The following is a 25,067-nucleotide window of genomic DNA, read 5'->3' as shown; positions in this document are numbered from 1 at the left end:
CTGTCAGAGGATCATTCGGCGGCCAGCACGGTCGAGCGGGCGGTGGTCCAGGGGTTTGCCGGCCGCTTGAGGCCGAGGTTCTCACGCAGCGTCCTGCCCTCATAGGCGGTGCGGAACAGGCCGCGGCGCTGCAGCTCGGGGATCACCAGGTCGACAAAATCGTCGAGCGCGCCAGGCAGCCAGGGCGGTAGGATGTTGAAGCCATCAGCGGCTTCGTTGCCGAACCACTCCTCCAGCTGATCGGCCACCTGCCTGGCGCTACCGATGACGGTGTAGTGGCCGCGGGCCGTGGCCACCCACTGGTAGAGCTGTCGGATTGTGAAGTTGTGCTCGTCGGCAATCTGGCGGATCAGCGCCTGACGGCTCTTCATACCTTCGGTTTCCTTGCTCGGCGGCAGCGGTCCGTCGAGCGGATAGCCTGTGATGTCGAGCGTCTGACCCGCCAACGCATTGAGCAGCGCCACGCCATCCTCGGGAAGGATCAGGTCGTTCAACTGCTGGTATTTGGCGTGCGCTTCCGCTTCGGTACGGCCGACGAAAGGCGCTACGCCGGGCATGATCAGCACTTGTTCGGGATCGCGGCCGGCCGCTTTCACGCGCACTTTGATGTCGCGATAGAACTCCTGCGCCGAGGCCAGGCTCTGGTGGGCGGTGAAGATCACCTCAGCCGATTGGGCGGCAAGCTTGCGGCCATCCTCCGACTGCCCGGCCTGCACCACCACCGGATGGCCCTGCACCGGACGCGGCACGTTGAGCGGACCCTTGACGCTGAAATGCGCGCCCTTGTGGTCGATGTCGTGAAGCTTATCCTTGTCGTAGAAGCGCCCCGATCTCTTGTCGCGGATGAAGGCGTCGTCCTCCCAACTGTCCCACAGTGCCTTGACCGTCTCGACATGTTCGTGCGCCCGGGCATAGCGCTCAGCGTGCGCAGGCTGCGTGTCGCGATTGAAATTGCGCGCGGTCTCGTCCCCCGCCGACGTCACGACGTTCCAGCCGGCCCGGCCATTCGACAAAAGATCGAGCGAGGCGAATTTGCGGGCCAGCGTGTAGGGCTCCTCATAGGTGGTGGAAGCGGTGGCAATGAAGCCGAGATGGGTGGTGAGCGGCGCCAGTGCGGCAAACAGCGTCACCGGCTCGAAGCCGGCGATCTTGGCGTTGCCCCCTTCGCGGGCGCCAAGGCCGACCGTCAGATTGTCGGCCAGAAAGTAGGCGTCGAACAGGCCGCGCTCGGCAGTCACGGCAAGCTGCCTGTGGACCTCGAAATTCGTCGCGCCGTCGGCCGGCGCGTCAGGATGGCGCCAAGCGGCGATGTGCTGTCCGCCGCCGGGCAGGAATGCGCCCAGTTTGATCTGTCTGGATTTGCTGGGTGTAGTCATTGCGAATTCCTCCAGGACTGTGCGGGAGTGGGGACTGCGCGGAAGTGGGGCGGCTACTCGATGGTGTTCAGGCGGCGACACCGACTCTGTCGGGCACTCCGACCACCCGGCATACTTCAGTAACCGCTTGCCGGGCGCGGGCCTGAATGGCTTTCGACACCAGCGCGCCGTTGGCGAAGTCCTTGTCGGAAGCATAGATTGCGGTCGGCATCGTCAGTGCCTCGAAGAAGCCGAACAGAGGCCGAAGCTGGTGTTCGATGATCAACGAATGACGCTCACCGCCGCCGGTCGCTGCGAGGATGATTGGCTTTCCCCTAAGGGATAACGGGTCGAGCAGGTCGAAGAAATGTTTGAAAAGCCCGGTATAGCTGCCTTTGAAGGTGGGTGAGCCGACCACCAGGACCTCGGCGCCCAATAATTGCTCGACGATGTTGCGGGCTGACGGATCCAGTTCGCCAATACGCCTTGCCTGCGGGAAGGACGGACCGAGATCCTCGACGTCGAAAACAGTCGAGGATGCGCCGGTGCTGTGCGCCACGTCTGCGACGATGTGGCTTATGAACGCCCTGGTCTTCGACGGACGAGTCAGGTTGCCTGACACCCCCACCACCAGCTTTTTTGACATCTTCGGCTCCACGGAAAACGGCTTATCTGCATTAACACTACCGATTTTGTAGAATTAAGTGAGCGAGAAGATTTCAAAAAAAGCCCGACAAGCGGATGAAGTTTGCGGCACATTGCCCGCAATTGGGTCCATTCGACGCGAAATGCGAAACGCTGAACGTCCGGCATGCAGCGCCGTGCAGCACGGCGACCGATCGGCTACGCGTCCCCTTCGTACCCTCAAATCTCACGAATTTGTGGAACGAGGCTGCGGCTCAGGGGTTTTCCATTAGAGCAACCTTGAGAAGGAGGTAGCCATGAAGAAGCTCCTGTTGGCCTCCGTGATCGCCATTGCCTCGGCGGCATCCATGATCCCTCCGGCAAATGCGGGTGTTTCGATCGGCATCGGCACCGGCTATGACGATGATTATTACGTCCCCAGGTATCGCACGTACGACACCGATGACGATGACAGCTACTATCGTCGCGACGTGTATGATGAGGAAGACTACAGGCCGCGCTACTATCACCGGTATAATCGGCGCTGCCACGTCGAGTACGTTAAGCACTGGCGTCATCACCATCGGATCGTCGAGAAAATCCGCGTTTGTAGAAGGTGACCTGACGTCCTGATTCGAACGGTATTGCCGGCCCCGGTCGGCAATCGAGTTGCCCGTGGGCGGGACGCGGTGAGCGCTGGGAGCGACAAAGGTTCGCCCCCTCACCGCGGCTTACGCATCAGCATCATGCCATAGTGAACGGCAAGGATATCGAGCCCGATCTTGAGCAGCTTGGTGACGACGTCGCGCGGCTCGCCGCTCTGTTCGGCCAGGCTTTTTACCGATTCGCGGCGCAGCACACCTTTTGCACCACGCCCGAGACCTCCCAATGGGCCATCGCCCTGGTGGCGTCGGCGTAGGCGCGGCCGGCCGACAGGTACGGTCGGCGATGCCACCACCGATTCGGCCGCCGTCGACGCGCTGTTCCCACGCCACCCACGCCATCGGCTTGACGCCTTCCTGCGATGAAGAGCGGAAATCCTCGCGGTAGCGCATGCCCGCCTCGCACTGTTGTCGCGACAGCGAGGTGATGCCGGTCAGCGGGTCGACGTTGCGCACGCGCACGATGCCGCCGGTTGAGGTGTAGCCGCCGTTGGAGACTCGTAGAGGCGCGCCGCCTCGCCTGTGCCTGCCGGGAGAGCGCGGTTTCGTCGAGGCCCTTGCCGACAACCGCGACATAGCTGATCCGGTCGTGCGCCGCCGCAATGCGGAGCACGCGCATCCAGAACCCCTGCGCGGCAAACGAGCAGAGGCGCAGCGCCGGGTCGGATTCCCAGTCCGACCAGAAGAATTTCGACCAGATGGTGCCGCTCATGGCCTGCCCCAAAGCCGGCTATGCAACCGCATAGCGTCGTCGCGCGTTACGGAAGGTTACAGCCAGGAAAATCACAGCGAGGTTTAGCGTCGTGGGCACGATGCGAACGCAACGTCCGATCAAGGTCAGCTTCGAGGGCGAGGTCGAAGAAATCAATGACGTCAACGACGCCGCCGACTTCCTGCAGCGCTGGCCGATCGACCGGCGCGGCCATGTCTACCGCAGCGCGCTCAATGCCTGCAGCGCGGCGATCGCCGCCCAGATCCCGGCTGGCGATGCGCTGAAAGCATTCACCGGCTTTGCCAGGGTGACGGGGATTCTCGTTCAAAGCGACGGCCCGGAGATGCCGGCCGGACGCACAGGCGCCCAGAACCGGATGCCGAAATAGGTTGGCGCTTTCCAAACAGGAGTCGATGAAGCGCATGGCGACGAAATGCGGCTGGCGCCTGGCAATGACGGGACGCGGCGCCGGCACCTTGAAGCGGTAGGCCGGGCCGTCCGGCACCGCCCTGTCATCCTCGCGCAGGAACAGGCGGGGCGGCAGCCAGGCCGGCGGCAGCGACCTGGCCTGTTTCACGGGCTGCCTGAGTTGTTCCGGCGACCCGCCCTGCCTGCCCTGACGGCCTGACTTTTCTTCCGGATTCCCCCGGTGCGATGGGCTTTGCCGCGTTCTTCGTTACCGCGTTTTTCCGGGGCCGGCCGCCGGCCCTGCCGCCCTTGGGATTGGCAAAGCCGATCGCCTTCAGCACCTGGTTGCGGTGGACGATGCCGATGATGGCGCTGCGCGACACCGGGCTGCCGCGCAGCGCGCTGAAGCGGACGGCAATCCTGGAGGCCGACAGGCCGTCCTTCAGCCAGACGGCGATCTCCTGCAATTCGGTGTCGGTGTAAGCAGTCATGTTGGGGATCCATTGGTTGCAGTGGTTCGCCCAAGCGCGAGCGCTCGACCCGAAGGCCGCGGCGGATTGGTTTCGGAGGTTCGGCTGGCCCGTCAGGCGGGGTTCGCGAGGCGTTGCAGCGCCGCCTCTGCGGCATGCCTGGTGAGGCCGGAAACCGCCCTGCCCGTCAGCCTGTCGAACAGGATGACGGTGCCGTCCTCGCCAGATCACCGAATGCGAACTCGCCATGACGGCGGCAGGCATCCGCTTCGCCATCTCCAGCGATGCCTGGGAGGCATGAGCGCCGCGATGCGGTTTCGCGAATGATGGCGCCCGCCTGCCGTCAAAATCCCAGCCGTCAAAAATCATTGAAACCCGGGCCGGATTTTGGCATCTTTTCAAGGTTGCGGGCGAGCATGAGAAACCCGCATTACAGGAGGCTATGACTATGCCTCATCTTCACATGAAAGGCGTCGATCTCGTCGTTGATCTGCTCGATGCGGCCGAGCATGTCGACAAGCTCAGCCCGGAAGAGGTGAAGGACCTGCTGCTGGAGGCCGCCAGTGTCCTGGGCGAACTTTTGAAGCGGGATGTTCCCGCCGACATCCGCCAACAGGATGAACCCGCCTATCCGCCGCGAGGCCTGACGAAGAACTGATCCAGCATTTGATCGCCGCCGGCAGGGCCGACACAGGGCGATCGAAGACGCCTCAGGCGCCCTCCACCATCATGCCGTTACTTTCGAGTGACGCGGCGGTGCGGAAATCGAATCGTCGCCGCCGCTCTATCTTTTCGGGTCCGATGCTCTCTGTTCGAGCATCGGATTTTCCCAAAAACCGGCTTCCACTTTGGGTCCGATGCTCCAGGCTCAGCCTTTGCCCGACCTGACGGCCTTTGGCTTGCTGGCCTTGGCGGCGGCAGGTTTCTTGGCCGCAGGTTTCTTGGGGGCTGCCTTCGCTTTCGGCTTGGCAGCTTCGCTGTCGATCTCGGCGGTGGCCTGGTCCCAGTGCTGCTGATGCGAGCCCTCGGGCCGACCGGCCCGTTCCCAGATCGCGTGTGCCCGCTGGCGAATACGTTCCTGCCTGTCGTCCGTCACTGTTGCCTCCTTGCTTAGGTCCCGGCAACGTTAGCCGAAATTTCGATCGGCGTCTTGAGTGGCAAGTGTCAGCCTTCAGTTCCTGTCGGACAGCAGCGCGACGCCGAGCAGCGCCGCCTTCTTGGTGATCAGCCCCGCCAGATCCGCGTCCGAGCGCTCGGTACCGGTCCGCTCACGCACCACGGCAATCGCCTCCTTCATCGACAGGAGGGCAGTGCCTCGCTCAGCAAGTAGTTTGTCGACAAACGCCGCCACATTGGCTGTTTCAGCGTGCGGCAACATGAAAGTGGCTCCTTTCCTGTTTCCAGACGGAACAAACACTCCCGGCGGCCGTTCGGCCGCCGGGTGACGCCTGCCGTTCCCCTTGTCGTAGCGAGGGAACGGCAGGCGAGTCGGTTCAGTCTATGACCTGCACGATCCTGCGTGTGCGGGGTTCGACCAGCACGGCATGATCGCCGACGACCACGTATCTATACTCGACGTCGGGAATCGGCTGAAGCTCGACCGTATCAGGCAGGGTGGAGCCGACATTGAGTTCCACCCCCAGAAGATTGATCGAGGCCAGCGGGTGCTTGTGCACATATTCGCGGACGATCGTCTGTTGTTCAGGCGTGACGATCACCTGATCTGCGGTTGCCACACCGATACCAGCAAGCAGAGCCAGCCCGGCGACAGCAGGAATCAGAGGGGTTTTCATCATTGTCTCCTGTTCTATTTGCGAGCGTCGCCCTGCCTTTTGCTTGACGCAGAAACGACAGAAGTCGAGATGGCGACCTCGGTTGGCAAACGCCGGGCGACGCCTCTTGTTCCGTGAGTCATGGCTAAATTGACCGGCACATCGTTGCTGCGTCAGGCTTTGCCGGCAACCCTTCCCCCGTCTTGCGGCAGAGGCCATCTGGTGGCCCGCGCCCCGGGCGGCGGGACGCGGGCCGATCGGTTGCCCGATCAGCAGCGGATACCGGAGGGGATGGTATCGGGCTGCCTCGGAAATAACATTTAGTGAATGCTAATGTTCCATGGTGACGCCGAAAATCACCGAGGCGGCGTTTTTGCGCGACCCTGCGGCCGAGGCCTGACGTCAGACTGTCACGACGATCTTGCCGAACTGTTCGTTCGACTCCAGAAAGCGATGCGCCTCGACGATCTGGTCGAACGCGAAGGTTCTGGCGATGACGGGCTTGAGCGAACCCGATACCAGCCCGTCGAGGATGAAGGCCTTGGCGGCCTCCAACCGCGCCGGATCGCCAGTGATTTCGTGGACGAGGTAGCCGCGCAGCGTCAGTGTCTTTGCCAGCACGACGGACAGCGGAAAAGGCGTCGGCTCGTGGCTCAAGCCGCCATATTCGATGAGAATGCCACCCCGCGACATCGCCGCCGTCAGGGGTTCGAATATCGGACCGCCGACCGCGTCGAAGACCACGCGCGCACCCTGCGGGCCGGTGATTTCCTTCAGCCGGGCCTCCAGATCTTCCGCCGAAACGACGACATGCGCGGCGCCGAGCTCAAGCAGGGCCTGCCTCTTGGCAGACGTCCGCGTGACCGCGATGGTGGTCGCGCCAACCATGTTGGCAACCTGGATCGCCGCAAGTCCGACGCTGCTCGATGCCGCGGTGACGACGACGATGTCCTCCTTGTGCAGCTTGGCAATGTCGATCAGGGCACCGTAGGCGGTGAGGTACTGCATCCAGACTGCCGCGGCCGCTTCCCAGCCAAGGGATGGCGGGTGCCTGACGATGTGCCCGGCCGGGAATGTGGCGAGCTCGCCATAGGCGGGGTAGCGGACCATCGATATCGGCGGCACGACACTGACGGCGTCGCCTGGCGCAAAGCCGTCGACGCCCTCGCCGACCGTTTCGACGATGCCTGCTGCCTCGAGGCCAAGCCTCGAAGGCAGCGGCGGCGTCTCGATATAAGTGCCGGCGCGTATCGACGCCTCGGCCCGGTTGAGCCCCAGCGCCTTGACGCGGATTTGAATCTCACCCCGGCCGGGCCGGGGGATATCGATGTCCTCGATGCGCAGAACCTCGGGACCACCATGCTCATGAAAGCGAACAACGCGTGCCATCCAGCCACAACTCCAAAACAATTGAACTGAATATGCTATGTCAGCGGGTGTTTTGTGGATAAATGGGCCTCAGAAGCAAAACAGTAGAAACCAAGGGTTTTTAATATGGACCGTCTTGCGAGCATGGCCGTGTTCGTCAAAGCCGTCGACCTGGGCTCGTTCGCCGCAGCCGCTGCGGCGCTCGATCTGTCCGGACCGATGGTCGGAAAGCATGTCCGGTTTCTCGAAGAGCGCCTAGGCGTGCGCCTGATCAACCGGACCACACGCCGCCAGAGCCTGACCGACTTCGGGCGCGCCTACTATGAGCGCTGCCGGGTGGTGCTCACTGAAGCCGAGGCTGCGGACGCACTCGCTGCCGATCAGCTTTCCGAACCACGCGGAAAGCTGCGTGTCACCATGCCCGCGCATTTCGGCCGGCACTGCGTTACCCCGGTCCTGTTGGAGCTTGCGCGGCAGTATCCCTCGCTGGAACTTGATCTGTCGCTCAGTGACCGCTTCGCCGACCTTGCCGAGGACGGTTACGACCTTGCCATCCGCACCGGCATCCCGGATGACAAGGCCGGAGTGACAGCGCGTCGGGTCGCGCGCCAGCGCATGGTCGTCTGCGCCTCACCGTCCTATCTCGAGGTGCACGGCCGGCCATTGCGGATAGACGACCTTGGCAGCCACCACGCCATTATCTACCGCCGCCTGGACCGTGTCGTTCAACCGTGGCTGTTTCCGCGCAATGACCAGCCCGCGCTGGAGATCACGCCGGTCAGCCGGTTGCGGCTCGACGACCTCGATGCGATCGCCGATGCCGCCGCTGCGGGCATGGGGCTTGCCTGGCTTCCATACTGGCTGGTTCGCGAGCGCATCAAGGCAGGAACGCTTGTCCCGCTGTTGCCGGAACAGCCGGGATTTCTTTACGACGCCTATGCGCTGTGGCTGCAGACACCTCACTTGCCGCTAAAAGTACGTCTTGCCGTCGATGCGTTGGCGGCTGCATTGCCCAAATTCATGGGGTGAGATGCTCATGGCGTGGAATGCCTTGGGCCATCGATCGCGTCGATCCCGTCACCGCGCTGCAAACTTCGGATCATGGCTTCGGCGGCTGCGGCGGCACCTGGCCGGGCTTGATTATCGGCGTCTTCCCTTCGTCCGGCGGCGGCGCGGTCATGCCCAGGTCACCGGTGGGCGGCGGCCGCAAGACACCGTTGCAAGGACTGAGCTTGTCGGACAGATTGTTGCCGGTGCCGTCGACCAGCGGCTTCTGCTGCGCTCCGTTCTGGTCCTGCGCCCCGTTCTGATCCTGCGGTTCGGCCTGGCAAGGTCTGGATTGAGTGGTCGCCTGGTTGTCGATCTGGTCATTCGCCAAGGCGCCCATCGGTGCGGCCAGCGCCAGCACCAGCGCGCAAGGAAACATTGCAAGAGGTCTCATGTCGAGCTCCTTTCCTGCGAAGCCATCTCCTTGCAAAGCCGGCGGGCGGCGATTGGTTCCGGCGTGCGCAACAAGCCCGGTTACCGTTTTCGGGAACCGGCCGGCCGGTTCATGAGTTCCCGGGTCATGAGTTTCAGAGTCGTGCGTTCAAACAGAGTGCGTTCGAGGCACCGGCGTACCGACTACAGGAGGCCGGTGTGGCGAATCCGAAATCACCAGCGATGGAACCGCGCGGGAAGCCAATGGACGAGGTCGAGGCGCCGTCGCCCCTGCGGCAGGACGGTGAGCAGCGCGACCCACCGGCGAGCGGACGCGACGCGACCACGGTGGGCAGGATCCTGCCCGACAGCGTGCCGGCAAACGGCGATTACGACATCGAAAAGGATGGCGGACTGCCGGACGAGCTGTGAACCGGGCTGTCAGCGCGGAGCAGCGCCTCGCTGATGGGCCGGCGAGGCGGCGAGACAATAAACGGTGAGATGGTTCATTGTGCGCCGCTTGCGGCTCGCCCTCGGCGTGCTGCTCACCACGATGACGACGCTGCCGACCAGAAGCACGCCGCCGACGACTGGCGGCTGCACGGACATCCATTTGCCGAGGGCGGCGGCAAGCGCCACCACGGCGAGCACCGCAAATGCCAGGAATTCGTCATCGACGAACATGCCGACCAGTTCGCGCAGGATCAGGGCAGCTATCCTCATGGCAGTGCCTCCCCCGCCTGGCGCGCCGCCAGCCTGACGAAAGACGAGCAGATTCCTGCCTTTGTCGGGCACAGCTGAGCGCAACAAGAACCCCGCCGGCGGGAAGCCAGCGGGGCGAGAACACGAAGCGGGAGGGACCGCTTCTAACCGCGGGATGCGGCTACCGTCAGAACCGCGACAAGGCGGATTTGTTCCACGGCCGGGCAAAAAGGTTGCCGCGCCTCATCGGCGCGGACCTCATCGACGCGCCGGCTCGGGAACGAGCGGGCCGGACGCTGGCGAGATGTTGGACATCGCACGCGAACGAAAACGCGCTCAAACGGCGTGTGCTCCGCGGCGAACCGAGGATTCGATGGTTGTGCTCGCTTTTTCCGTGGTGACCGGCGGGCCGATCAGTTCGACGTGGACTCCCCCAAGGTTTCGGTGACGAAGGACGCGGCGATCAGATCGTCGGCGTCGAGGCGTAGGGAGCCCTCGGCGCCCCCCATGATGGCAGCGACTTTCTGGAAGGTCTTCATCTCATGCTCGGTAATCTGTGCGCCTTGCATCCTGGCCTTGAGGTCGGCAACGCGCATCCCCAATGTGTGGGACGTTCCGATTTCACGTTTCGACATTTCATTTCGCTCCCTCCCCCGCCCATGTCTGTTTTGCCGCCCCGCCCTGCTCGTTCGCGCGCCGCCAATGTCTGCCTATTTTTGAGGCACTGCGAACACAAGCGGCCAAACGCGCGATGCGTTGGAAGGTTCCGGCAAAGTGGTCACTAAATAATAATGAGGCGTGGGGCCAGCGCTGGAAAATGGCGAAGCCTTCGGTAACATCATTGCCTTCGCCAACCACCAGTGTTGGAAGGCAGACGGGATGTTGAGGCTGCCGATTTACGCTATATCGGTGAAGGCATCCCTTCTCTCGCAGATTTCCGACAAGCGTTTTCGAAGGGTCGAGAACGAATTCAAGCTCGTTAAAAGAAATCTCAAAAATCTTAAAACAAGCGCGGAACGCTCATCTCTCCCCGGGCGTCGAAGAGAACGGCGAAGGCCGGCGTCGCCCGAAGAAGCATGGCAGGCGCCGGCCGACCGGGACAGGTCCACCGCAACGCGAACCTAGCAGAGGTGGCGGGGCGAGCCAGTAGGCGATCGCGGTAGCTGGTCGCGATCCAGGGCAACTCTGTCGGCGGGCGTGGCGTGCGAGAGGTGCGGCCTTCCACAGCGACATCGTGCTTGCTTGCAGTTGCGCGCAAAAGGTGTAACGCTCGAACCGGGTAGAAACATGGGCGGGCATTCCGGCTGCAATCAGCTTCGATGCTCGATTGGGTAAATGTACTTTCCGCAATTCCTTGTTGGAATGGCAGCAGCGCTTCTTGCAATCATGGCATGGGTCTACACGGCCACGGGATCGGTCTGGCAATCGCTCGGATGGACGTTCGTCGCCGCCCTGCTGCTGCAGGCAGGTTACTTCATCGCTGTGCTGTTCCTGATCTATGGCCACGCCACCAGCGCGGCCGAGGCCGACAATTCGGTCCCGGCCAAGACCCCGCTGGAGCGGGACGGCATCATCCACGCCTTGCTGTCGATGCTCCGATAGGGCGGCGGGCTAGCCGTCCCTGTCCTGTCGATTCCGGAGTTTCGTGGCGTGTTTGGGGCAAAAGCCCATCACGCCGCAAGGCGACGGGCTTGCACCTGCAGATGGTCACTCAATGACCTCGATGACCCTGCGTGTGTCCGGATCAACCACGACGGTCTGGTTGTCGATCACGACGTAGCGGTATTTGACGTTGGGAACTTCATGCAGCTCGACGGTATCGGGCAAGGTCGAGCCGATATTGAGCTCCACGCCGGGAATCTTCACCGACGCCAACGGCTGCTTTTTCACATATTCCTTGATGATTGTTTCCTGTTCAGGCTGGATAACCACGTCCTGAGCGGCGGCGGCGCCGACGCCAGCGAGCAGCAACAGCCCGGCGACGGCAGTGGGAAGATGCATTCTCATGATCGTCCTCTTTCCATCGTAAGCAACCTCTTCGCTGCGCTGCCTCATGCAGTTCGCAGCCGGGTAAACTGAGTCGTAAACGCCGCCGGGACGAGGCTTGTTCCGCCAAATCCGCGGCTTCCCCGGTCAATTTGCCCTGGAACAAAGTTTTTCAGTTGAAGTTTACCCAATGAAGGGACCGACACTTCCGAGGAGACTTCCCATGAAACGCGTATTGATTACCAGCATGCTGGCGCTCGGTGTCGGGTGTGGGGCGGCCATAGCTCAGACACAGCAGCCCGCCGAGACCCAACCGGGAACGGATGCCAATTGCCCGGCCGGCGCGACTGACTGCCAGAAGGGCTCGAGCATGGAGAAGCAGACCCAGGGCCAAACCGGCGCGACCACTGAGGAACAGGCCCAGGGCAAGCCCAAGCTCAAGACCGACGAGCAGGCCCAAGGTAAGGCCGGCACCACCACCGAGCAGCAGGCTCAGGGCAAGCGGAAGATGCAGACGGAGGAGCAGACCCAGGGCAAGGCCGGCGCCACTACCGAGGAGCAGGCCCAGGGCAAGCCCAAGCTCAAGACTGACGAGCAGGCCCAAGGTAAGGCCGGCACCACCACCGAGCAGCAGGCTCAGGGCAAGGCCTCCACTCAGACCCAGGATCAGACTTCGACCGGTTCCATCAGCAATGTGACCGTTGAACAGAAAACCGAGATCAGCCAGGTAATCAGGGAGACGAAGGTCCAACCAGTCTCAAGCGTAGATTTCGATATCTCGGTCGGCATCGAGATATCTCGGCACAAGGTTCGGCTGCATCGTCTGCCGCCGCGTATCGTCAAGATCGTGCCGGAGTACGAGTCGTACGAGTATTTCGTGCTGGCCGATGGCCGGATCGTCATCGTCGACCCGGATACCCTCAAGATCGTTGTGATCCTGACCTAACGGTCCCCAACGACATAACCGACCACTTAAAAGGCCTGCCCACCGGTCGGTATGGCGGGCCTTTTTTGCCTGCGGGGCTCAAGCTCGGGAAAGCAAGAGGTATGCGCCTGACGAAAGCGGAAAACATCCGCAAAAACCAGAACCCGCCGCCTTTCGGATATGAAGGGCAGCGGGTCGACGGCCGCCGATGAAGGGACCTTGTTCGACGGTCGTTCTGATCAGCTTTTCAAGGCGGAACCTGGCCTTAGCCGAACACGATTCCGACGGCGACCAAAACGACGCCGATACCGAAAACAGGCGCTAAAATCCACCGTGCCTCGTGAACGCTGCGGTCCATTAGCTCCTCCTGAATGATTGGATAGCCAACGCGATGCTGACCGCTTGGTTCCACCTTGCACGCCGGACCGTGGTGTATTGGGGGCGTCAGGTCTCGGCGCACGACCACCCGATGCCGACGCCGAAGAATCTCTGGCGATCAGATATCAGGCCACCAAGGGTGATTATATATTTGACAGACCGAACAGGCGGCTAGCGTTTCCGGGTTAGAAAATGGGCCTCTCGTATAAGCGACGGCCAATAGTACCCAAAAGAAGCGATAAGCTCGCGAGCCTGCTCTTCGGTGATATGCGCCTCTTTAACCAAGCGCCGAACGAAAAAGTTGTCAGGCACGCTGGGTGTTCTGTCCTGTTCGTCATCCATTTCGGGATTCCCATGTGGCGCATCAAACGCGACCAACTGGTAATGGTTCCGTTGGGAATGGCCGACGCGATGCTGGTGAAGCAGCATTGCCTAAGGCCGCGTCGGCCACTGCGGCGGATTTTGGGAGTTTGCCGCCCGCCAAACCTAGCGCGCCCAAAAAGGCGGGCAACGCGGCCTCGCTGCTTGGTAAAAAACGTACGTTTAATCCAATTGAAGCCACACGTGAAAGGTCTATGAATCCTCAGGTTACCATTCTGTTTCCGCCCTTTGTGGGAGGTTGCATCATGGGTAAGCCAGGTATTTCGGTATCGGCGCTCGATTGCGATATCCTTCGCAGCGCCTTCATAAACTCCCTCATCGAAGAGCGAATTCCCGAAGACCAATGGCGGGAATACGCCGCTCTTTTGATCAGGGAGTTTACCGGTAGCGATGATGTCGATTCGGACTTGCTGGATTGGATCGTGCGAAGTAGCGGCGCTACCCAGCCGTAGCCCCAGCAAGGGAAACAAGGGCATGCGCCAGCCGGTCCTGCGAAGACCGCCAGGGCAGCGCTTACGGGTAGGCAAGCGCTGCCCTTAGAGCAATGGCTAGTCGATCCCCTCGCGTGGCGTAACGCGCGGTGGCTTCAGCGTGTGGCCGACGGCATCCCCGAGACCGAGCGCACGGTTTCCGGCGAGAACACCACGAAAGCAAAGATCAGCACGCCAGCGGCGACGATCAGCGAGCCGCCGGCGACGATCGGCTCGAGCGTCGGATTGCCATGCAGCATCAGGTACAGGGCCGGCGTCATCACCACCAGGCCAAGCGTGTAGACGCCATAGTGGATCATCGCGATCCTGCGCCCGGCCTTTTCCGGATTGAGCGCATAGTAGCCGCCGAATATCGCGCTCGTGACCCATCCCACGAGGTTGATATGGGCGTGCGCCGGGAAAGCGCCATGGTCGCCCGTGATCGCCATCTGCAGGCCGGCCGCTATCCCCAGCATGAGAAACACGGTGGCTGTCTTGAAAAAAAGTTCCGAAACTTTAGGCATGTCATTTTCTCCCCAACGTCGAACCCCGACATCGAGGAGAATACACGCAGAGCCTTTGGACCGTAAGGGTTTGGGGCGGATATTTTACAAAGAGCCTGCGGGGGTGAGCAACAGCTTCGCTTCTGCCACTGCAAGGCTCGGAGCGGGTGCAGAGGGACTGTAGGCTTTTCAGATTCGGCGGCGACCGTCAGGTGGCCTGCCGCCAGGACTGACCCCGGCGGCGAGCTCGCTCACGAGGCTATTCGGTCGCTCCGGTCTCGGTCGGCTCCACGAGGGCGTCCGGATCGGTTGGCGCAGCCGGATCGGTGGGTGCTGCCGCTTGAGCCGCTTCCAGCTTGTCGGCCACCTGGTCGATCTTGTCGCCAAGCACGCCTTTTGCCCAGTCCGTGACCTCGGCGTCGACAGGCTTGTTGGCCATCTCCGCCAGCGCCGCGTCGAGCGATGCATCGTCGGTGCCGACAGCGGCTTCGTCAGCTGCTGTCTGGGCCTCGGCAGCCGCCTCTTCAGCAGCCGTAACCGCAGCCTGCTGGTCAGCGATCTGCGCTTCCAGATCCGCGATCTGCTCAGGGGTAGGCGCACTCAACGCGTCCAGCTGCGCATTCAGGGCATCCAGTTTGGCCTGAGCGTCCACCACCGCCGCGTTCGCCTTGTCAAGCGTAGCCTGGGCGAGTTGGGCGTTCGCGGACGCCATCACGAAAGCCTGAACGGCAGCGAAGTTCTTGCTCTTGGAATTCATGTAGGCGTTGACGTTCCGCTGCAGCGAGTTCAGCCGGCCAAGCTTCGCATGGAGATTTTTTTCTTTGTTTTCTTCCTTGGACAAAGAGGCGACCTGCTGTTTCGCCGAGGCCTGTTTCGCAGCCTTTGTTCCTGCCTTGGTCGATGCATGCCCGCCGGCTGACGCAGACTTGCCGTGCGAACTGCTGGAATTGCCGCCGCCATTGCCGTTGCCGCCGTCGTTACCATGGCCACCACCGTGGCCGTTGCCGGCCAATGCCGGAGATGCCAGAAGCGCGAACGCGGCAAGCGCTGCGAAAAGGTTCTTTCGGGATGTCATGATTCCTCCGTTTGGATCGCACCTCCGCCATAGTGGCTGTAGAACGGAATATGGCGAAAGCCTAGGTTTAGTTACAGGAAACTTTAGACAAATGCTGAGCCGGCCGGTCTTCAACCATTGGAGGTTCGCTCTCTTGAGCTTGCCCCTTCCCTGGAGGGATCTACCAAAAATAGAGCACCGTCACGTTGCAACCAGCGGAACCGTGACAGTTGTCGCGTAATTTATCGGATACCTGTCGAAATACGGGAACTCGATCACGAAAGCATAGCTGGCGGTCAGGTGCGCCATGCGAAAACCGCCGCTGGCGGGATCGATTGCAATCGTCACATCGACGTCTTTCAATCCCAAACTCAGCAATTTTTCCGTGGCGATGGCTTCTATCTCGGCCTCGGTCAGCGAGTTCTTCATCTGGAGCGCGCGAGAGGACGTTTCCAGCGTGTAACGAACGCTCGACATGGCATTCAGCGCCCAGCCGAATGCGAAGATTCCGAACAAGAGCATTATCAGAAAAGGCGCGATCAGCGCGAATTCGAGCCCAGCTCCGCCTGATGCATCACGCGTGAACGCCCTGAACATCCATCTAGCGGACACGAATCACCTCCTGGTGACCGATGTCGCGAGAAACGGAAAACACGCCGAAAAGGAAGGGCGGGGACCAAGTGGCTGTCGCTGTTATTTCCACGAAGATCGAGGACGCTTTCGTGCCACCGCACAGGCTCGATGCATCGACCACGGTACTCCCGCACATGTGTCTGCGGGTCAGCGTCACCTGCGCGCCTTCGGGACGGTGTTCCCAGCTCGAAAGTGCCACGGCCTGGGTAGCCGCATCGTCGGCTGCCCCTGCCATGACAAGATTTGCCGCCGTCTTGACGCCGGCGCGCATCGACAGCGAGCTAGTCACGAAAGACCAACCGTCGATGACGCCAAGAAGTACCACGCAAAGGATCGGGACAACCAGCGCGAACTCCACTGCGGCGGCACCAGAATCGCTCCGGAAAATCCGGGCTGATCGCTGTTCCACGGGGACTATTCGACAAGCTGAACGGACTGCGTCGCCGGAATGTCCTTCATTCCAAGGCTCGTGCAATCCTGGTTGATGCTCGAGGAGCCGGACCACTGCACCATATCGGCGACGACCTGTGTGCAACCACCCTTGCCCGAGAAATTGCCGAGATAATCGACCTCTTGTTTTGGAAAATACAAAGCGCCGGTCAAAAGCGAATCCGCCGTGCCGTCGAACGTATTCTTTCCCCCGAGGTTGGTCCTGTCTCCGTAAAACAACACACCGGAATAGGTACCTGACGTCGGTGCGCTGAGATTGACGCTGGCCGTGCCGTTGATGTTGACGCGGGAGCTGCCGGCCAGATAGATGATAACTCCGTCGCCGGAAACATGCACGTTCGCGTTTACTTTGAAATCCCCGCCATCGATGACGTATACCCCGGGCGAGAGGGTCACATCGTTGCTCAAGCTCAGGTCGCAGTATGTCCCGGGTTGCAGGCTTGTCGGTTTGTTGGTGTTTTTACAGGGCTTCTCTATTGCTGGCGCCGCCAAATCGGCAAAGGGGTCTGCGGCCGGCAAAGCCTGGGTCATCGCGTTCGCACAGTCCATCGTCACAGGGTTGCTCAACGAAACACCGCCTGCCGATATCAGGCAATCGGCCTGCAGAGTTGCCGATCCCTGAAGCTTGAGGGCGTCCGAGGCTATCGAATCGGCCATGACCGAGCAGCCTGTCAGTTTGACATTCGCACTGCCGGAGAAGAGCGCCGCTTTCGAAGCGGAAGGATTGAGCGCCAGAACGCAGGCTTTTGAAGCGTCGGTAATAAGAGCCACGGCCCTTGCCCGTGCACCAACCGCGCTTTGACTGAATATCGAGGTGAAAAATCGCTCGAGATTCTGATGAACGATGACCTCAACCGCCTTTTTCGCGACATATGCTCCGGACGTCGGCGGTGTGAACACCTCGATCGTGCCTGTCGACGTATCAAAGTTGTTCGTGGTCGCCGATAGTGTTGCGGCCGAGATGATCGTCGCATTGTCTGATCCCGACACTTTTTCCAAAGCGCCGGCATAGGCTGCCGTATCCGCCACCGCCTGCAGTTTCAGGCTGCTGTAGTACCAGTAGGAAGTCTCGACACCGAGGCCCGCTCCGCCGACGACGACTGGCAAGGTCAGGGCAAAGATAATGGCCACGTTTCCGCGCGTGCCCTCGCCTCGAGGCCGACCGCCGAGAAAACGTCTGAGGATACGGGCGCACGATTCCATAAGGCATTTAAGCAGCGATGCATGAATCAATGCCTAAGAATTTCACTCGATTTGTTAGTCGACTCTGAAGGGCGGCCATATACGAAGCATGCAGAACCCTGCTGTCAGACGGACCAGGGGTTCGCTAGTGCGGTTGCGCACGTTCGGCAGCGCTCAGGCGTCATCCACCGGTGAGGCCTCTTGCCATGGCGCTTGCACGATATCGGCGCCAGGCTGTTCGTCGAACAGAACCGCACAGCCGCGTTCCAGTGCCACCGTCGACAGGGCATTGGCCACGGTTTCGTCCGGCGAGACGAAATCTCCGGTCAGCACCCGCAACTCTTCCACTGCCTTGGCCATCGACACCAACCGCCCCGCGGCGCGGTCAGTCGTGCAGGCATCGATGACGGAAAGAAGATCGATCATTTCGAAGTGGCCCACGTCGAAGTGGCCTATGTCAAAGTGGCCCATGTCAGGCCTCCCGCAAATAGCGTCCCATCACGGCTATGAACGTCGCGGCGATCAACAATGTTCCAGGCTCAGGGTCGGGCATCTTCGTCGCAGGTTGCCTGCATGGCCGGCATAGTCCGCAAACAGCGAACAAACCGATTCCGAAAACCGCCACAACCGCTTGAAATCGCTGGCGAGCGGCGCCGACAAAAACCGGTCCCATGACCGGAACCCCTTCGCGACACTGGCCTAGCTCGCGCGGCCGGGCCAGAACAGCCAGGCCAGCCAGGCAGCGAAGGCCAGCCAGACGAGAACGATGGCGGCCATGCCGGCATAGCTCTTCGGTCGGGCCTCGCGACGGATCGCCTCCTGCCGGAACTCCTCCATCAGCGCCGCAGGCACGAGCCTGACCGCAAGCAGGATGCCGAGCGGCACGATGATGATGTCGTCGAGATAGCCGATCACCGGAATGAAATCCGGGATCAGGTCGATCGGGCTCAGCGCATAAGCGGCAACGGCGCCGGCGGCCAGCTTCGCATACCAAGGCACGCGCGGGTCGCGCCCGGCGATCCAGAGCGCAACCACGTCGCGCTTGACACCGCGCGCCCAATTCCTGAGCGAGGCCCAACTCTTTAGGAATGAAAGAACCGTCACGCCGCCATCCGTCTGCAAGATCCGCGCAAATCAAACGGGATAAGCACCCGGCATAGCCGACCGGCTTGCGGATTTCAAACCGATCAACCCCGAGCAACAAAATCCGGAGATTCGCGTTGCCGGGTAAGCGGAGGCAGGAAGCGCCGGAGCTGCGGCGGTGAGAAAAGCTGAAAAGCGCACCAAGATCGCGCTCGATGAATCGAGGACATTGATGCTAGGCGCACAGATCCTGCTGGGATTTCAGTTCCACGGCCCGTTTCAGAACGCATTCGACGCCCTGCCCCACTATGCCAAGGTTGCTTACCTCGGCGCCATTGCGGCGATGGTTGTCGTCGTCGGCCTGTTGATCACCCCTAGCGCCTATCATCGCATCGTGGAACGCGGCGATGCCGGGGCGGCCATCGATCGCCTGATAACGCAGGTCGCCGCGCTGACCCTGCTGCCATTCGCGGTGGCGCTGTCGCTCGACCTGTTTGTCGCCGGCAGCGCGATGCAGGGATTGCTGACGGCCGGCGCCATGGCTGGGGCAGGTCTGATTGCGGCGATCGGCTTCTGGTACGGTCCCAATATCTTCAATCGGGGCCGGCCGGAGCACGATGATGAGGAGGAGAGCTCGAAGGCATCAACGGAAGCCAAGATCGAGCTGGTGCTGACCGAAAGCCGGGTTGTGCTGCCGGGTGCACAGGCACTGTTGGGATTTCAGCTCGCCATTGTTCTGACGGACGGTTTTGCGCAGTTGCCGGGTCACGCGAAACTGCTGCATGGCGCGGCACTCGGCTGCATTGCGTTGGCGACGATCCTGCTCGTGACACCAGCAGCTTACCATCGTATCGTCTATGCGGGCGCGATGGTCGAGGCCTTCTACAAGATCGCAAGCCGGTTCGTCCTTTCGGCGACGGTGTTTCTCGCGCTTGGATTGAGCGCCGACATTGACGTCATCGTCGCGAAGATCACCGGAATGCCGTTGGCCGCCGGTATTGCGGCCGGCTCGGCTTTCATCGTGCTTGTCGGACTGTGGCACATCTGGCCGTTGTCGAGGCGACGGGCGCGCAAAGCCGGGTGAAGCGAATAGGCCCATTAGCGGCTGCACACGCCGCTTGACAGGAAACACCATTTGTTCTCTATTTGTTCGAGGAACACACCCTCATAACAGACGCGGCTAATGCTGCAATGCCGCAGGAAACGGTCGGGATGGAAGCCACCATCCTCCACGCGGACCTCGATGCCTTCTACGCCTCGGTCGAGCAGTTGCTCGACCCGTCGCTCAGAGGCAAGCCGATTGGCGTCGGCGGCGGCGTCGTGCTCGCCGCGTCCTACGAGGCCAGGGCCTTCGGCGTGCGCGGCGGCATGCCGGGACGGCGCGCGCGGGAGCTTTGCCCGCAACTCATCTTCGTCGGCGGCCATTTCGGCGACTACCAGCGGCTGGGCGACGCCGCCATCAAGGTGCTCGACGACTTTACGCCGCTGGTCGAGCGCATCTCCATCGACGAGGCCTTTGCCGACGTCGCCGGCTGCACGCATCTGTTCGGGCCGCCGGCCGAAATCGCCAAAGCTGTACGGAGCCGGATACGGGACGAACTCGGCCTACCGATCTCGATCGGCGTGGCGCGCACCAAGCATCTAGCCAAGATCGCCTCGCAGGTGGCAAAGCCAGACGGGCTGGTGGTGGTCGATCCCGCCGGCGAGCTCGCCTTCCTGCACGATTTGCCGGTCGGGCTGATGTGGGGCGTCGGGCCGGCGACGACAGCGCGGCTCTCGGGGATCGGCGTCGAGACCATCGGCCAGCTGGCGAAGGTCCATGGCGGGTCGCTGGAACGGCTGCTCGGCCCCGCCGCCGGGGAAAAGCTCGCGGCGCTGGCCTGGAACCGCGACCCGCGCAAGCTCGAGACGCGTCGGCGGGCGCACTCGGCCGGCGCGCAGTCGGCGCTCGGCAAGAAACCGGCCGAGGCGCGGGTGTTCGGACCCGTTTTGTTGCATCTGGCCGACCGCGTCGCCAGCCGGCTCAGGTCAAAGTCGCGGCCGGGCCGGACGGTGACGGTGCGCGTCCGTTTCGCCGACCTGCGTTCGGTGACGCGCTCGGTCACGCTCGACCAGCCGATTTCGGCGACCGTGATGCTGGCCGAGATCGCCGAAGAGCTGGTGCGCGACGTGCTCGCTTCACACCCGCACGAACGGACCATATCGCTGCTGGCGATCTCGGTCTCGCATCTGGAGGAGAGTGCAGAGCTGCAACTGGAACTGCCGCTCGGCCTCGACGACGAGAAGCGCCGGCCCGGCACGAAAAAGGGGCTGGCGCGCTTTGGCGCCGACCGCGCCGTCGATGCGATCCGCGAGCGCTTCGGCAAGCAGGCCGTCGGCTATGGCGCGGTGGCGCTGGAAGCCGCACGCTCGGTCCCCGACGCGTTCCGCGAGCTGGCGGAGAAAGAGCTGTGAGCGTCCGGCTGGATCGCCGGACGATGGCCGCGGGCCACCTCTTCGGATTTCGCAGCAAGACGCTTCGTCTGCGGGACAGCTTGCCGATGCGGCCTCTCGCGCTGCAGGCATTCGTCATGCATCGCCGACGCTGCGGGCTGCGTAAGTCGAGGAGAACAAAGGGCGCGCTCAGTCCCCCTCAGGGTAAGCGCGTTTGCCGTTCGCGATCAAGAGAGCCACGAACGGACGAATGGTATCCACAGTTGCGCCAAGCGATATAGGGTTTGGGGATATCCGCCCAGCGGAAAACCCTGGCGCGGCGTTAACGCTGTATGAATATTTGGTGGCGCGATCCGCAAGCTCTGGCAGGATACGAGAAGTCAGGTTTTTAGAGCGGCGTCGCTCTGCTCGTGTTCAGGCGCCGGATTGGGGCTGAGAAAATGAAGGTGATCTCCGCTATCGCGCCCCTGATATGTAGCGTCAGCGTCGTGTTTGCCGGGGGATGCGCATCGCCCTTGAGCGCGTCCGTCGATACCGCGAAGTACAGCAGGATGAGCTGCTCCGAGCTCAACGTCGCCATGGGTGACGCCGCTGCCGACATATCGCGGACAGCGGTCAATCGGGGCAAGGTCGCTCAAACAAATATTCCAACCTGGCTGTGGGGTGGCCAGCGTGTTGCCGCTGCCGTCACTGCCCGCCAGAGCGCGAGAATCGAACAACTGCAGCAGCAGGAGGCTGCGATTGCGGCAGCCAGGCGCAGTCGGTGTTGATGGCGCGCACGCGGTTTTCGCCCTTGACGCAATTGATGATTGGAATGCGGTCAATCGGAATAAATCGGGCAGGGGCTCGTTAATTCCTCAGACGATGCCGGTTTAAGGCAAAGTGGATATGTCCGAATGTCACTTCATTGATGCCGCCAGACAGGCTGCGGCTTGCTCTGGCTTTACTCGAAGGAGACCAGAGATGAAAATGGCTGTTTCGACCTCTTTCACAAGACGAGGCGTCGTCGCAGGGCTAGCTCTGGCCGCCGCATCGACGGCGGTATTGCCTAGCGACAACGCGCTCGCGCAGGCCAAGCAAACCACGGCTGAGAAAAGTCTGTATGAGCGGCTGGGGGGCGTGTTCGCCATCGCAGCGGTGGTGGATCACTTCAGCGACGCCGTCGTGAAGAACCCCATCGTCGGCAAGAAGTCCAAAAACCGGCGGCTGCGGAAATGGCACACCAAGAACCTTGAACGGCTGCCCGGCCTCAAGTTCATGCGCACGCTGTGGGTCTGCGATGTTTCTGGTGGCCCCTTCAAGTTCGTGGCCACCAAGCCCGGCACGACGCCGCTCGGCCTTGAGGAGGCCCACCGGGATCTCCGGATCTCTCCCGCAGAATTCGATGAGGTCGCAGCTGAACTCGGGCGGACCCTGGACTTCTTCAAGGTTCCGAAGCCCGAGCAAGCCGAGGTCCTGGCAGCCTTCGCCGCCCACAAAGACGAGGTCACCGCCGGCTATGTCGAGCGTGGCTGAAGCCCTGTGTTTGCCGGCGGGTGCGTATCGCCCTTGAGCGCGTCCGCCGATACTGTGAAATACGACAAGATGAGCTGCGCCGAACTCAACGTCGCCATGGGCGATGTTGCCACCGACGTATCGCGGACAGCGGTCAATCGGGGCAAGGTCGCTCAAACAAATATTCCAACCTGGCTATGGGGCGGCCAGCGTGTCGCCGCTGCCGTCACTGCTCGCCAGAGCGCGAGAATCGACCAGCTGCAGCGGCAGGAGGCTGCGATTGCGGCAGCCAGGCGCAGCAAGTGTTAGGACCAATGGCGGTTTGTGTGGAGACCAATGGCGGTCTGAGCGGAGTAGGCTCGGCGGGCGTCGTCAGGAAAACACGCAATCTAGCGAAATTGTCGCAAAACCTGTTGCATCCTGGCGTGAGCGGCTGAGAATTGCGTCACAAAACCCGCGACTTCCCGCATGTTTGAGAGGCACACAGATGGCTAGTGTGTTGATAACTGGCGGCGCAGGTTTCATTGGCTCGCATCTTGTCGCCCGCTGCCTGAAAGAAAACCACATCGTTCATGTGCTGGTTCGCCCGGAAACCAGCTTGCATCGCCTGCGTCAGTTCAGGGGCAATATCCAGTTGCACAGCTTGCACCTGGACGACCATGAAGCACTTCAACGCTGCTTTGCCGAGGCCAAACCGGAGCTGGTTTTTCATCTTGCGACATCGACCAGACGGAAGGAGAAGCCGGGACTGGGCGACGCCCTTGCGAGCGTCAACGAAGATCTCCTTGGCCTGTTGTCGACGCTGGCAGTGGCAGCAGAAGCGCGCCCGGTGCCAAAGATGTTCGTTCGCACGGGATCTCTCGCGGCCTATGGCCGTGCTCCCACGCCACATGTGGAATCCTTGCGTGAAATGCCGAACACGGTCTACGCCGCCGCATTGGTTGCTGGCGGGCACTATGTGCAAGGCTTGCAATCCCGGCTGCCTTTTCCGGTCGTCACGGCGAGGCTGTCACTCACTTATGGCCCCGCTCAGTCGGAGAGCTTTCTCATTCCGTCATTGATCCGGCATTGTCTTGCCGGAGAGCCTTCGACCATTCGTCATCCGAGCGCGCGACGGGACCTCATATTCGTCGACGATGTCGTCGAGGCGCTCTGCCGCCTTCCCTACGCAGATCTGCGGGGAGGCGAAGTCGTCAATATCGCTTCGGGCAATGCTCCCACGATGCGCGAAACAGTAACCGAGATTCTTGCCGCCACGGGTGCGGACTCCGCGAATGTTGAATTCCGCAATGTGGAAGATTCAGAAGATGTCGACCTCTGCCCTTCGCCGGTGCTGGCTCGAGAATTGCTCGACTGGAATGCACGCGTCTCGTTGGACGAGGGCCTCGAACGCACTGTTGCCTGGTATCGAACCGCGATCACGCAGGAAGGAATTCCCCGATTCTTCTCTTAGTTGCCGACGAAGAATTGTGAGAGAGCCGCTGCGGTCTGGCGCGGGTGCTCTTCCGGAAAGAAATGCCCGCCTTCGACAGCGTTGCCTTCAACGCGATCAGCCCATTTTCTCCAGATAGAAAGCGGCCCGCCTTCATCGGCATACCAATTCTCCAGGCCGCCTTGGCCGCTCCATAGCGCCAGCAAGGGGCACTTGATGCGACGACCGGTTGCCTGGTCCAGCACGTCATGTTCACGATCGATCGTGGCAGCGGCTCGATACTCTTCGCAAATGGCATGAACGTGAGCGGGATCGCGCAAGGCATCGATATAGGCGGCCCTGACAGCTTCGGAGAATATCCCTGCCGACGATCCCCACTGCGCAATTGCATCGTCGACGACGGCATCGGGCGCCGCGCCGATCAGCCGCTCCGGCAGAGGCTCTGGTTGCGCAAGCAGGCTCCAGGGCCAGAAGCCGAGAGCCAGCCTGGCGTCCGCCCTGTCCCACGCGGCGGCCGTGGGGATGACGTCGAGGACGGCAATCTTGGACACTTCATCTGGATGGTCGAGCGCCAGGCGATAGGCGACCCGCCCTCCCCGGTCATGTCCGGCAGCCATGAACTGCTCAAATCCGAGCTGCTTCATGACCAAAACCATGTCGCGAGCCATGGCTCGCTTGGCGTATGGAGCATGATCGGCAGAGGAGGCTGGACAACCGCTTTGCCCATAGCCGCGAAGATCGGCGGCGATCACCGTGAAGCGGGGCGCCAACGCTGCGGCGATATCCCGCCACATCACATGCGTTTGCGGGAAACCATGAAGAAGCAGCAGCGGCGGACCTGTTCCGCCGATCCTTGCGAAGATGGTCGTAGCATCCAGTTCTATGCTGGCGATCCTGAAACCTGCAAACACCGTCCGTCTCCTCGGCGCACCCGGGCAACAACGCACAACGCGGCAGAAGGATCACAAGGATCACAGCCGGCTGCCTGGAGCGAGCCGGAAGGACTTCGTTGCGCGATGAATCCGCAAGGAGCCAGGTGGGAATGCGACCTCTCGCAGCCGCACCGCGCAAGATGGCCGTGCGGCTTCTATGATCGGCGTTTGCGCGATGTGGATCTCCCTTGAAGCGAACCGCGGCGAGCGGACGATTTCGGAGTGGCAACGAAGCGCCA

Annotated in this window: 35 protein-coding genes; 13 read left to right on the top strand and 22 right to left on the bottom strand. The window is 61.8% G+C overall.

The window, feature by feature from the left end; translation table 11 throughout:
* Window positions 1–11: 11 nt before the first annotated feature.
* Together EN859_RS24845 and msuE are read right to left on the bottom strand one after the other, a co-directional pair.
* The gene (locus tag EN859_RS24845) at window positions 12–1,376 is read right to left on the bottom strand and encodes an LLM class flavin-dependent oxidoreductase (protein ID WP_127855454.1); all 1,365 of its coding nucleotides are present in this window, start codon (window positions 1,374–1,376) and stop codon (window positions 12–14) included.
* A gap of 67 nt (window positions 1,377–1,443) precedes the next feature.
* Window positions 1,444–2,001, bottom strand: a complete 558-nt coding sequence (gene msuE, locus EN859_RS24840) for an FMN reductase (protein ID WP_127855453.1) — start codon at window positions 1,999–2,001, stop codon at window positions 1,444–1,446.
* Window positions 2,002–2,296: 295 nt separating this feature from the next.
* On the opposite strand from msuE, the gene EN859_RS24835 reads away from it, so the two are divergent.
* Window positions 2,297–2,599, top strand: coding sequence for a hypothetical protein (locus EN859_RS24835; RefSeq protein ID WP_127855452.1), 303 nt, complete (start codon window positions 2,297–2,299; stop codon window positions 2,597–2,599).
* A gap of 101 nt (window positions 2,600–2,700) precedes the next feature.
* On the opposite strand, the gene EN859_RS39585 is transcribed toward EN859_RS24835, so the two are convergent.
* Both EN859_RS39585 and EN859_RS39580 read right to left on the bottom strand, forming a co-directional pair.
* On the bottom strand, window positions 2,701–2,838 hold the full coding sequence (locus EN859_RS39585; protein ID WP_245525691.1) for a hypothetical protein: 138 nt from the start codon (window positions 2,836–2,838) through the stop codon (window positions 2,701–2,703).
* Window positions 2,817–3,353 (bottom strand): hypothetical protein, encoded by a 537-nt coding sequence (locus EN859_RS39580; RefSeq protein WP_245525690.1) that lies wholly within the window; start codon window positions 3,351–3,353, stop codon window positions 2,817–2,819. The genes EN859_RS39585 and EN859_RS39580 overlap by 22 nt, the downstream gene beginning before the upstream one ends.
* Before the next feature lie 100 nt (window positions 3,354–3,453).
* Between EN859_RS39580 and EN859_RS24820 the strand changes: the two genes are divergently transcribed.
* Window positions 3,454–3,741 carry a DUF982 domain-containing protein gene (locus EN859_RS24820; RefSeq protein ID WP_127855451.1) on the top strand — a complete coding sequence of 96 codons (288 nt, stop codon included), beginning with the start codon at window positions 3,454–3,456 and terminating at the stop codon, window positions 3,739–3,741.
* Between the two features lie 124 nt (window positions 3,742–3,865).
* Here EN859_RS24820 and EN859_RS24815 read toward each other — a convergent pair whose 3' ends face one another.
* Window positions 3,866–4,252 carry a hypothetical protein gene (locus EN859_RS24815; protein WP_127855450.1) on the bottom strand — a complete coding sequence of 129 codons (387 nt, stop codon included), beginning with the start codon at window positions 4,250–4,252 and terminating at the stop codon, window positions 3,866–3,868.
* 427 nt (window positions 4,253–4,679) lie between these two features.
* Between EN859_RS24815 and EN859_RS24810 the strand changes: the two genes are divergently transcribed.
* Window positions 4,680–4,889 (top strand): hypothetical protein, encoded by a 210-nt coding sequence (locus EN859_RS24810; protein ID WP_127855449.1) that lies wholly within the window; start codon window positions 4,680–4,682, stop codon window positions 4,887–4,889.
* 210 nt (window positions 4,890–5,099) lie between these two features.
* On the opposite strand, the gene EN859_RS24805 is transcribed toward EN859_RS24810, so the two are convergent.
* The 4 genes from EN859_RS24805 to EN859_RS24790 all read right to left on the bottom strand — a co-directional run bounded on the left by EN859_RS24805 (window position 5,100) and on the right by EN859_RS24790 (window position 7,392).
* Complete coding sequence (locus EN859_RS24805) at window positions 5,100–5,327, bottom strand: DUF2934 domain-containing protein (protein ID WP_127855448.1); 228 nt, start codon at window positions 5,325–5,327, stop codon at window positions 5,100–5,102.
* A gap of 75 nt (window positions 5,328–5,402) precedes the next feature.
* A complete protein-coding gene (locus EN859_RS24800) occupies window positions 5,403–5,609 on the bottom strand; it encodes a hypothetical protein (RefSeq protein ID WP_127855447.1) in 207 nt (68 codons plus the stop codon).
* A 115-nt stretch (window positions 5,610–5,724) separates the two neighbouring features.
* Entirely contained in the window at window positions 5,725–6,024 is a 300-nt protein-coding gene (locus EN859_RS24795; protein WP_127855446.1) for a DUF1236 domain-containing protein, read from the bottom strand.
* Window positions 6,025–6,405: 381 nt separating this feature from the next.
* Window positions 6,406–7,392 carry a zinc-dependent alcohol dehydrogenase family protein gene (locus EN859_RS24790; protein WP_127855445.1) on the bottom strand — a complete coding sequence of 329 codons (987 nt, stop codon included), beginning with the start codon at window positions 7,390–7,392 and terminating at the stop codon, window positions 6,406–6,408.
* 105 nt (window positions 7,393–7,497) lie between these two features.
* Between EN859_RS24790 and EN859_RS24785 the strand changes: the two genes are divergently transcribed.
* A complete protein-coding gene (locus tag EN859_RS24785; RefSeq protein ID WP_127855444.1) occupies window positions 7,498–8,400 on the top strand; it encodes a LysR family transcriptional regulator in 903 nt (300 codons plus the stop codon).
* Window positions 8,401–8,470: 70 nt separating this feature from the next.
* On the opposite strand, the gene EN859_RS24780 is transcribed toward EN859_RS24785, so the two are convergent.
* Window positions 8,471–8,812, bottom strand: coding sequence for a hypothetical protein (locus EN859_RS24780; protein ID WP_127855443.1), 342 nt, complete (start codon window positions 8,810–8,812; stop codon window positions 8,471–8,473).
* A gap of 242 nt (window positions 8,813–9,054) precedes the next feature.
* Here EN859_RS24780 and EN859_RS38310 point away from each other — a divergent pair, with 242 nt between their 5' ends.
* Window positions 9,055–9,222 (top strand): hypothetical protein, encoded by a 168-nt coding sequence (locus tag EN859_RS38310; protein WP_189502213.1) that lies wholly within the window; start codon window positions 9,055–9,057, stop codon window positions 9,220–9,222.
* Between the two features lie 9 nt (window positions 9,223–9,231).
* On the opposite strand, the gene EN859_RS24775 is transcribed toward EN859_RS38310, so the two are convergent.
* Both EN859_RS24775 and EN859_RS24770 read right to left on the bottom strand, forming a co-directional pair.
* Entirely contained in the window at window positions 9,232–9,513 is a 282-nt protein-coding gene (locus EN859_RS24775) for a hypothetical protein (protein WP_127855442.1), read from the bottom strand.
* Window positions 9,514–9,905: 392 nt separating this feature from the next.
* Window positions 9,906–10,127, bottom strand: a complete 222-nt coding sequence (locus tag EN859_RS24770) for a hypothetical protein (protein ID WP_127855441.1) — start codon at window positions 10,125–10,127, stop codon at window positions 9,906–9,908.
* Between the two features lie 700 nt (window positions 10,128–10,827).
* On the opposite strand from EN859_RS24770, the gene EN859_RS24765 reads away from it, so the two are divergent.
* A complete protein-coding gene (locus EN859_RS24765) occupies window positions 10,828–11,094 on the top strand; it encodes an exopolysaccharide production repressor protein (protein ID WP_127855440.1) in 267 nt (88 codons plus the stop codon).
* 105 nt (window positions 11,095–11,199) lie between these two features.
* Here EN859_RS24765 and EN859_RS24760 read toward each other — a convergent pair whose 3' ends face one another.
* Window positions 11,200–11,499 carry a DUF1236 domain-containing protein gene (locus EN859_RS24760; RefSeq protein WP_127855502.1) on the bottom strand — a complete coding sequence of 100 codons (300 nt, stop codon included), beginning with the start codon at window positions 11,497–11,499 and terminating at the stop codon, window positions 11,200–11,202.
* Window positions 11,500–11,701: 202 nt separating this feature from the next.
* Here EN859_RS24760 and EN859_RS24755 point away from each other — a divergent pair, with 202 nt between their 5' ends.
* Together EN859_RS24755 and EN859_RS24750 are read left to right on the top strand one after the other, a co-directional pair.
* Window positions 11,702–12,424 carry a DUF1236 domain-containing protein gene (locus EN859_RS24755; RefSeq protein WP_127855439.1) on the top strand — a complete coding sequence of 241 codons (723 nt, stop codon included), beginning with the start codon at window positions 11,702–11,704 and terminating at the stop codon, window positions 12,422–12,424.
* Window positions 12,425–13,137: 713 nt separating this feature from the next.
* Entirely contained in the window at window positions 13,138–13,614 is a 477-nt protein-coding gene (locus tag EN859_RS24750; protein WP_127855438.1) for a hypothetical protein, read from the top strand.
* A 134-nt stretch (window positions 13,615–13,748) separates the two neighbouring features.
* Here EN859_RS24750 and EN859_RS24745 read toward each other — a convergent pair whose 3' ends face one another.
* The 7 genes from EN859_RS24745 to EN859_RS24715 form a co-directional block, all read right to left on the bottom strand.
* Entirely contained in the window at window positions 13,749–14,156 is a 408-nt protein-coding gene (locus tag EN859_RS24745; protein WP_127855437.1) for a hypothetical protein, read from the bottom strand.
* Between the two features lie 238 nt (window positions 14,157–14,394).
* Entirely contained in the window at window positions 14,395–15,147 is a 753-nt protein-coding gene (locus EN859_RS24740) for a hypothetical protein (protein ID WP_348632944.1), read from the bottom strand.
* 243 nt (window positions 15,148–15,390) lie between these two features.
* Window positions 15,391–15,786: a TadE/TadG family type IV pilus assembly protein gene (locus tag EN859_RS24735; protein WP_127855436.1), complete on the bottom strand. Its 396-nt coding sequence runs from the start codon at window positions 15,784–15,786 to the stop codon at window positions 15,391–15,393.
* Window positions 15,787–15,790: 4 nt separating this feature from the next.
* Window positions 15,791–16,180, bottom strand: a complete 390-nt coding sequence (locus EN859_RS24730) for a TadE/TadG family type IV pilus assembly protein (RefSeq protein WP_245525689.1) — start codon at window positions 16,178–16,180, stop codon at window positions 15,791–15,793.
* A 56-nt stretch (window positions 16,181–16,236) separates the two neighbouring features.
* Window positions 16,237–17,403 carry a pilus assembly protein TadG-related protein gene (locus tag EN859_RS24725; protein WP_245525688.1) on the bottom strand — a complete coding sequence of 389 codons (1,167 nt, stop codon included), beginning with the start codon at window positions 17,401–17,403 and terminating at the stop codon, window positions 16,237–16,239.
* A gap of 225 nt (window positions 17,404–17,628) precedes the next feature.
* A complete protein-coding gene (locus tag EN859_RS24720) occupies window positions 17,629–17,895 on the bottom strand; it encodes a hypothetical protein (protein WP_127855500.1) in 267 nt (88 codons plus the stop codon).
* Window positions 17,896–18,153: 258 nt separating this feature from the next.
* Window positions 18,154–18,558, bottom strand: coding sequence for a YkvA family protein (locus tag EN859_RS24715; protein ID WP_127855434.1), 405 nt, complete (start codon window positions 18,556–18,558; stop codon window positions 18,154–18,156).
* A 157-nt stretch (window positions 18,559–18,715) separates the two neighbouring features.
* Between EN859_RS24715 and EN859_RS24710 the strand changes: the two genes are divergently transcribed.
* On the top strand, window positions 18,716–19,621 hold the full coding sequence (locus EN859_RS24710; RefSeq protein WP_127855433.1) for a DUF6328 family protein: 906 nt from the start codon (window positions 18,716–18,718) through the stop codon (window positions 19,619–19,621).
* Window positions 19,622–19,749: 128 nt separating this feature from the next.
* Window positions 19,750–20,991 (top strand): DNA polymerase IV, encoded by a 1,242-nt coding sequence (dinB, locus tag EN859_RS24705; RefSeq protein WP_127855432.1) that lies wholly within the window; start codon window positions 19,750–19,752, stop codon window positions 20,989–20,991.
* A 367-nt stretch (window positions 20,992–21,358) separates the two neighbouring features.
* Here the strand turns inward: dinB and EN859_RS38305 are convergent, their stop codons facing one another.
* Window positions 21,359–21,550, bottom strand: a complete 192-nt coding sequence (locus tag EN859_RS38305) for a hypothetical protein (protein WP_189502211.1) — start codon at window positions 21,548–21,550, stop codon at window positions 21,359–21,361.
* A gap of 383 nt (window positions 21,551–21,933) precedes the next feature.
* Between EN859_RS38305 and EN859_RS24695 the strand changes: the two genes are divergently transcribed.
* From EN859_RS24695 to EN859_RS24685, 3 genes are all read left to right on the top strand, one after another.
* Window positions 21,934–22,485, top strand: coding sequence for a group 1 truncated hemoglobin (locus tag EN859_RS24695; RefSeq protein ID WP_127855430.1), 552 nt, complete (start codon window positions 21,934–21,936; stop codon window positions 22,483–22,485).
* Window positions 22,486–22,518: 33 nt separating this feature from the next.
* Window positions 22,519–22,773: a hypothetical protein gene (locus EN859_RS24690; protein WP_245525687.1), complete on the top strand. Its 255-nt coding sequence runs from the start codon at window positions 22,519–22,521 to the stop codon at window positions 22,771–22,773.
* Between the two features lie 178 nt (window positions 22,774–22,951).
* Window positions 22,952–23,917, top strand: a complete 966-nt coding sequence (locus tag EN859_RS24685) for an NAD(P)-dependent oxidoreductase (protein WP_127855428.1) — start codon at window positions 22,952–22,954, stop codon at window positions 23,915–23,917.
* Here the strand turns inward: EN859_RS24685 and EN859_RS24680 are convergent.
* On the bottom strand, window positions 23,914–24,807 hold the full coding sequence (locus EN859_RS24680) for an alpha/beta hydrolase (protein WP_127855427.1): 894 nt from the start codon (window positions 24,805–24,807) through the stop codon (window positions 23,914–23,916). The genes EN859_RS24685 and EN859_RS24680 overlap by 4 nt on opposite strands.
* Between the last annotated feature and the right edge of the window lie 260 nt (window positions 24,808–25,067).

Origin of the sequence: Mesorhizobium sp. M00.F.Ca.ET.216.01.1.1, assembly GCF_004010325.2 — a bacterium.
Classification (GTDB): Bacteria; Pseudomonadota; Alphaproteobacteria; order Rhizobiales; family Rhizobiaceae; genus Mesorhizobium.
Note: the sequence above shows the minus strand (reverse complement) of the source record. Positions and strands in the feature narration are given on the sequence as shown.

What these genes read in the sequence shown, in the direction of transcription:
- EN859_RS24845 (WP_127855454.1), bottom strand. Translation starts at nt 1,376, where the DNA reads ATGACTACACCCAGCAAATCCAGACAGATCAAACTGGGCGCATTCCTG.
- msuE (WP_127855453.1), bottom strand. Translation starts at nt 2,001, where the DNA reads ATGTCAAAAAAGCTGGTGGTGGGGGTGTCAGGCAACCTGACTCGTCCG.
- EN859_RS24835 (WP_127855452.1), top strand. Translation starts at nt 2,297, where the DNA reads ATGAAGAAGCTCCTGTTGGCCTCCGTGATCGCCATTGCCTCGGCGGCA.
- EN859_RS39580 (WP_245525690.1), bottom strand. Translation starts at nt 3,353, where the DNA reads ATGAGCGGCACCATCTGGTCGAAATTCTTCTGGTCGGACTGGGAATCC.
- EN859_RS24820 (WP_127855451.1), top strand. Translation starts at nt 3,454, where the DNA reads ATGCGAACGCAACGTCCGATCAAGGTCAGCTTCGAGGGCGAGGTCGAA.
- EN859_RS24815 (WP_127855450.1), bottom strand. Translation starts at nt 4,252, where the DNA reads ATGACTGCTTACACCGACACCGAATTGCAGGAGATCGCCGTCTGGCTG.
- EN859_RS24810 (WP_127855449.1), top strand. Translation starts at nt 4,680, where the DNA reads ATGCCTCATCTTCACATGAAAGGCGTCGATCTCGTCGTTGATCTGCTC.
- EN859_RS24800 (WP_127855447.1), bottom strand. Translation starts at nt 5,609, where the DNA reads ATGTTGCCGCACGCTGAAACAGCCAATGTGGCGGCGTTTGTCGACAAA.
- EN859_RS24795 (WP_127855446.1), bottom strand. Translation starts at nt 6,024, where the DNA reads ATGAAAACCCCTCTGATTCCTGCTGTCGCCGGGCTGGCTCTGCTTGCT.
- EN859_RS24790 (WP_127855445.1), bottom strand. Translation starts at nt 7,392, where the DNA reads ATGGCACGCGTTGTTCGCTTTCATGAGCATGGTGGTCCCGAGGTTCTG.
- EN859_RS24785 (WP_127855444.1), top strand. Translation starts at nt 7,498, where the DNA reads ATGGACCGTCTTGCGAGCATGGCCGTGTTCGTCAAAGCCGTCGACCTG.
- EN859_RS24780 (WP_127855443.1), bottom strand. Translation starts at nt 8,812, where the DNA reads ATGAGACCTCTTGCAATGTTTCCTTGCGCGCTGGTGCTGGCGCTGGCC.
- EN859_RS38310 (WP_189502213.1), top strand. Translation starts at nt 9,055, where the DNA reads ATGGACGAGGTCGAGGCGCCGTCGCCCCTGCGGCAGGACGGTGAGCAG.
- EN859_RS24775 (WP_127855442.1), bottom strand. Translation starts at nt 9,513, where the DNA reads ATGAGGATAGCTGCCCTGATCCTGCGCGAACTGGTCGGCATGTTCGTC.
- EN859_RS24770 (WP_127855441.1), bottom strand. Translation starts at nt 10,127, where the DNA reads ATGTCGAAACGTGAAATCGGAACGTCCCACACATTGGGGATGCGCGTT.
- EN859_RS24765 (WP_127855440.1), top strand. Translation starts at nt 10,828, where the DNA reads ATGTACTTTCCGCAATTCCTTGTTGGAATGGCAGCAGCGCTTCTTGCA.
- EN859_RS24760 (WP_127855502.1), bottom strand. Translation starts at nt 11,499, where the DNA reads ATGAGAATGCATCTTCCCACTGCCGTCGCCGGGCTGTTGCTGCTCGCT.
- EN859_RS24755 (WP_127855439.1), top strand. Translation starts at nt 11,702, where the DNA reads ATGAAACGCGTATTGATTACCAGCATGCTGGCGCTCGGTGTCGGGTGT.
- EN859_RS24745 (WP_127855437.1), bottom strand. Translation starts at nt 14,156, where the DNA reads ATGCCTAAAGTTTCGGAACTTTTTTTCAAGACAGCCACCGTGTTTCTC.
- EN859_RS24735 (WP_127855436.1), bottom strand. Translation starts at nt 15,786, where the DNA reads ATGTTCAGGGCGTTCACGCGTGATGCATCAGGCGGAGCTGGGCTCGAA.
- dinB (WP_127855432.1), top strand. Translation starts at nt 19,750, where the DNA reads ATGGAAGCCACCATCCTCCACGCGGACCTCGATGCCTTCTACGCCTCG.
- EN859_RS38305 (WP_189502211.1), bottom strand. Translation starts at nt 21,550, where the DNA reads ATGGCGACGTTGAGCTCGGAGCAGCTCATCCTGCTGTACTTCGCGGTA.
- EN859_RS24695 (WP_127855430.1), top strand. Translation starts at nt 21,934, where the DNA reads ATGAAAATGGCTGTTTCGACCTCTTTCACAAGACGAGGCGTCGTCGCA.
- EN859_RS24685 (WP_127855428.1), top strand. Translation starts at nt 22,952, where the DNA reads ATGGCTAGTGTGTTGATAACTGGCGGCGCAGGTTTCATTGGCTCGCAT.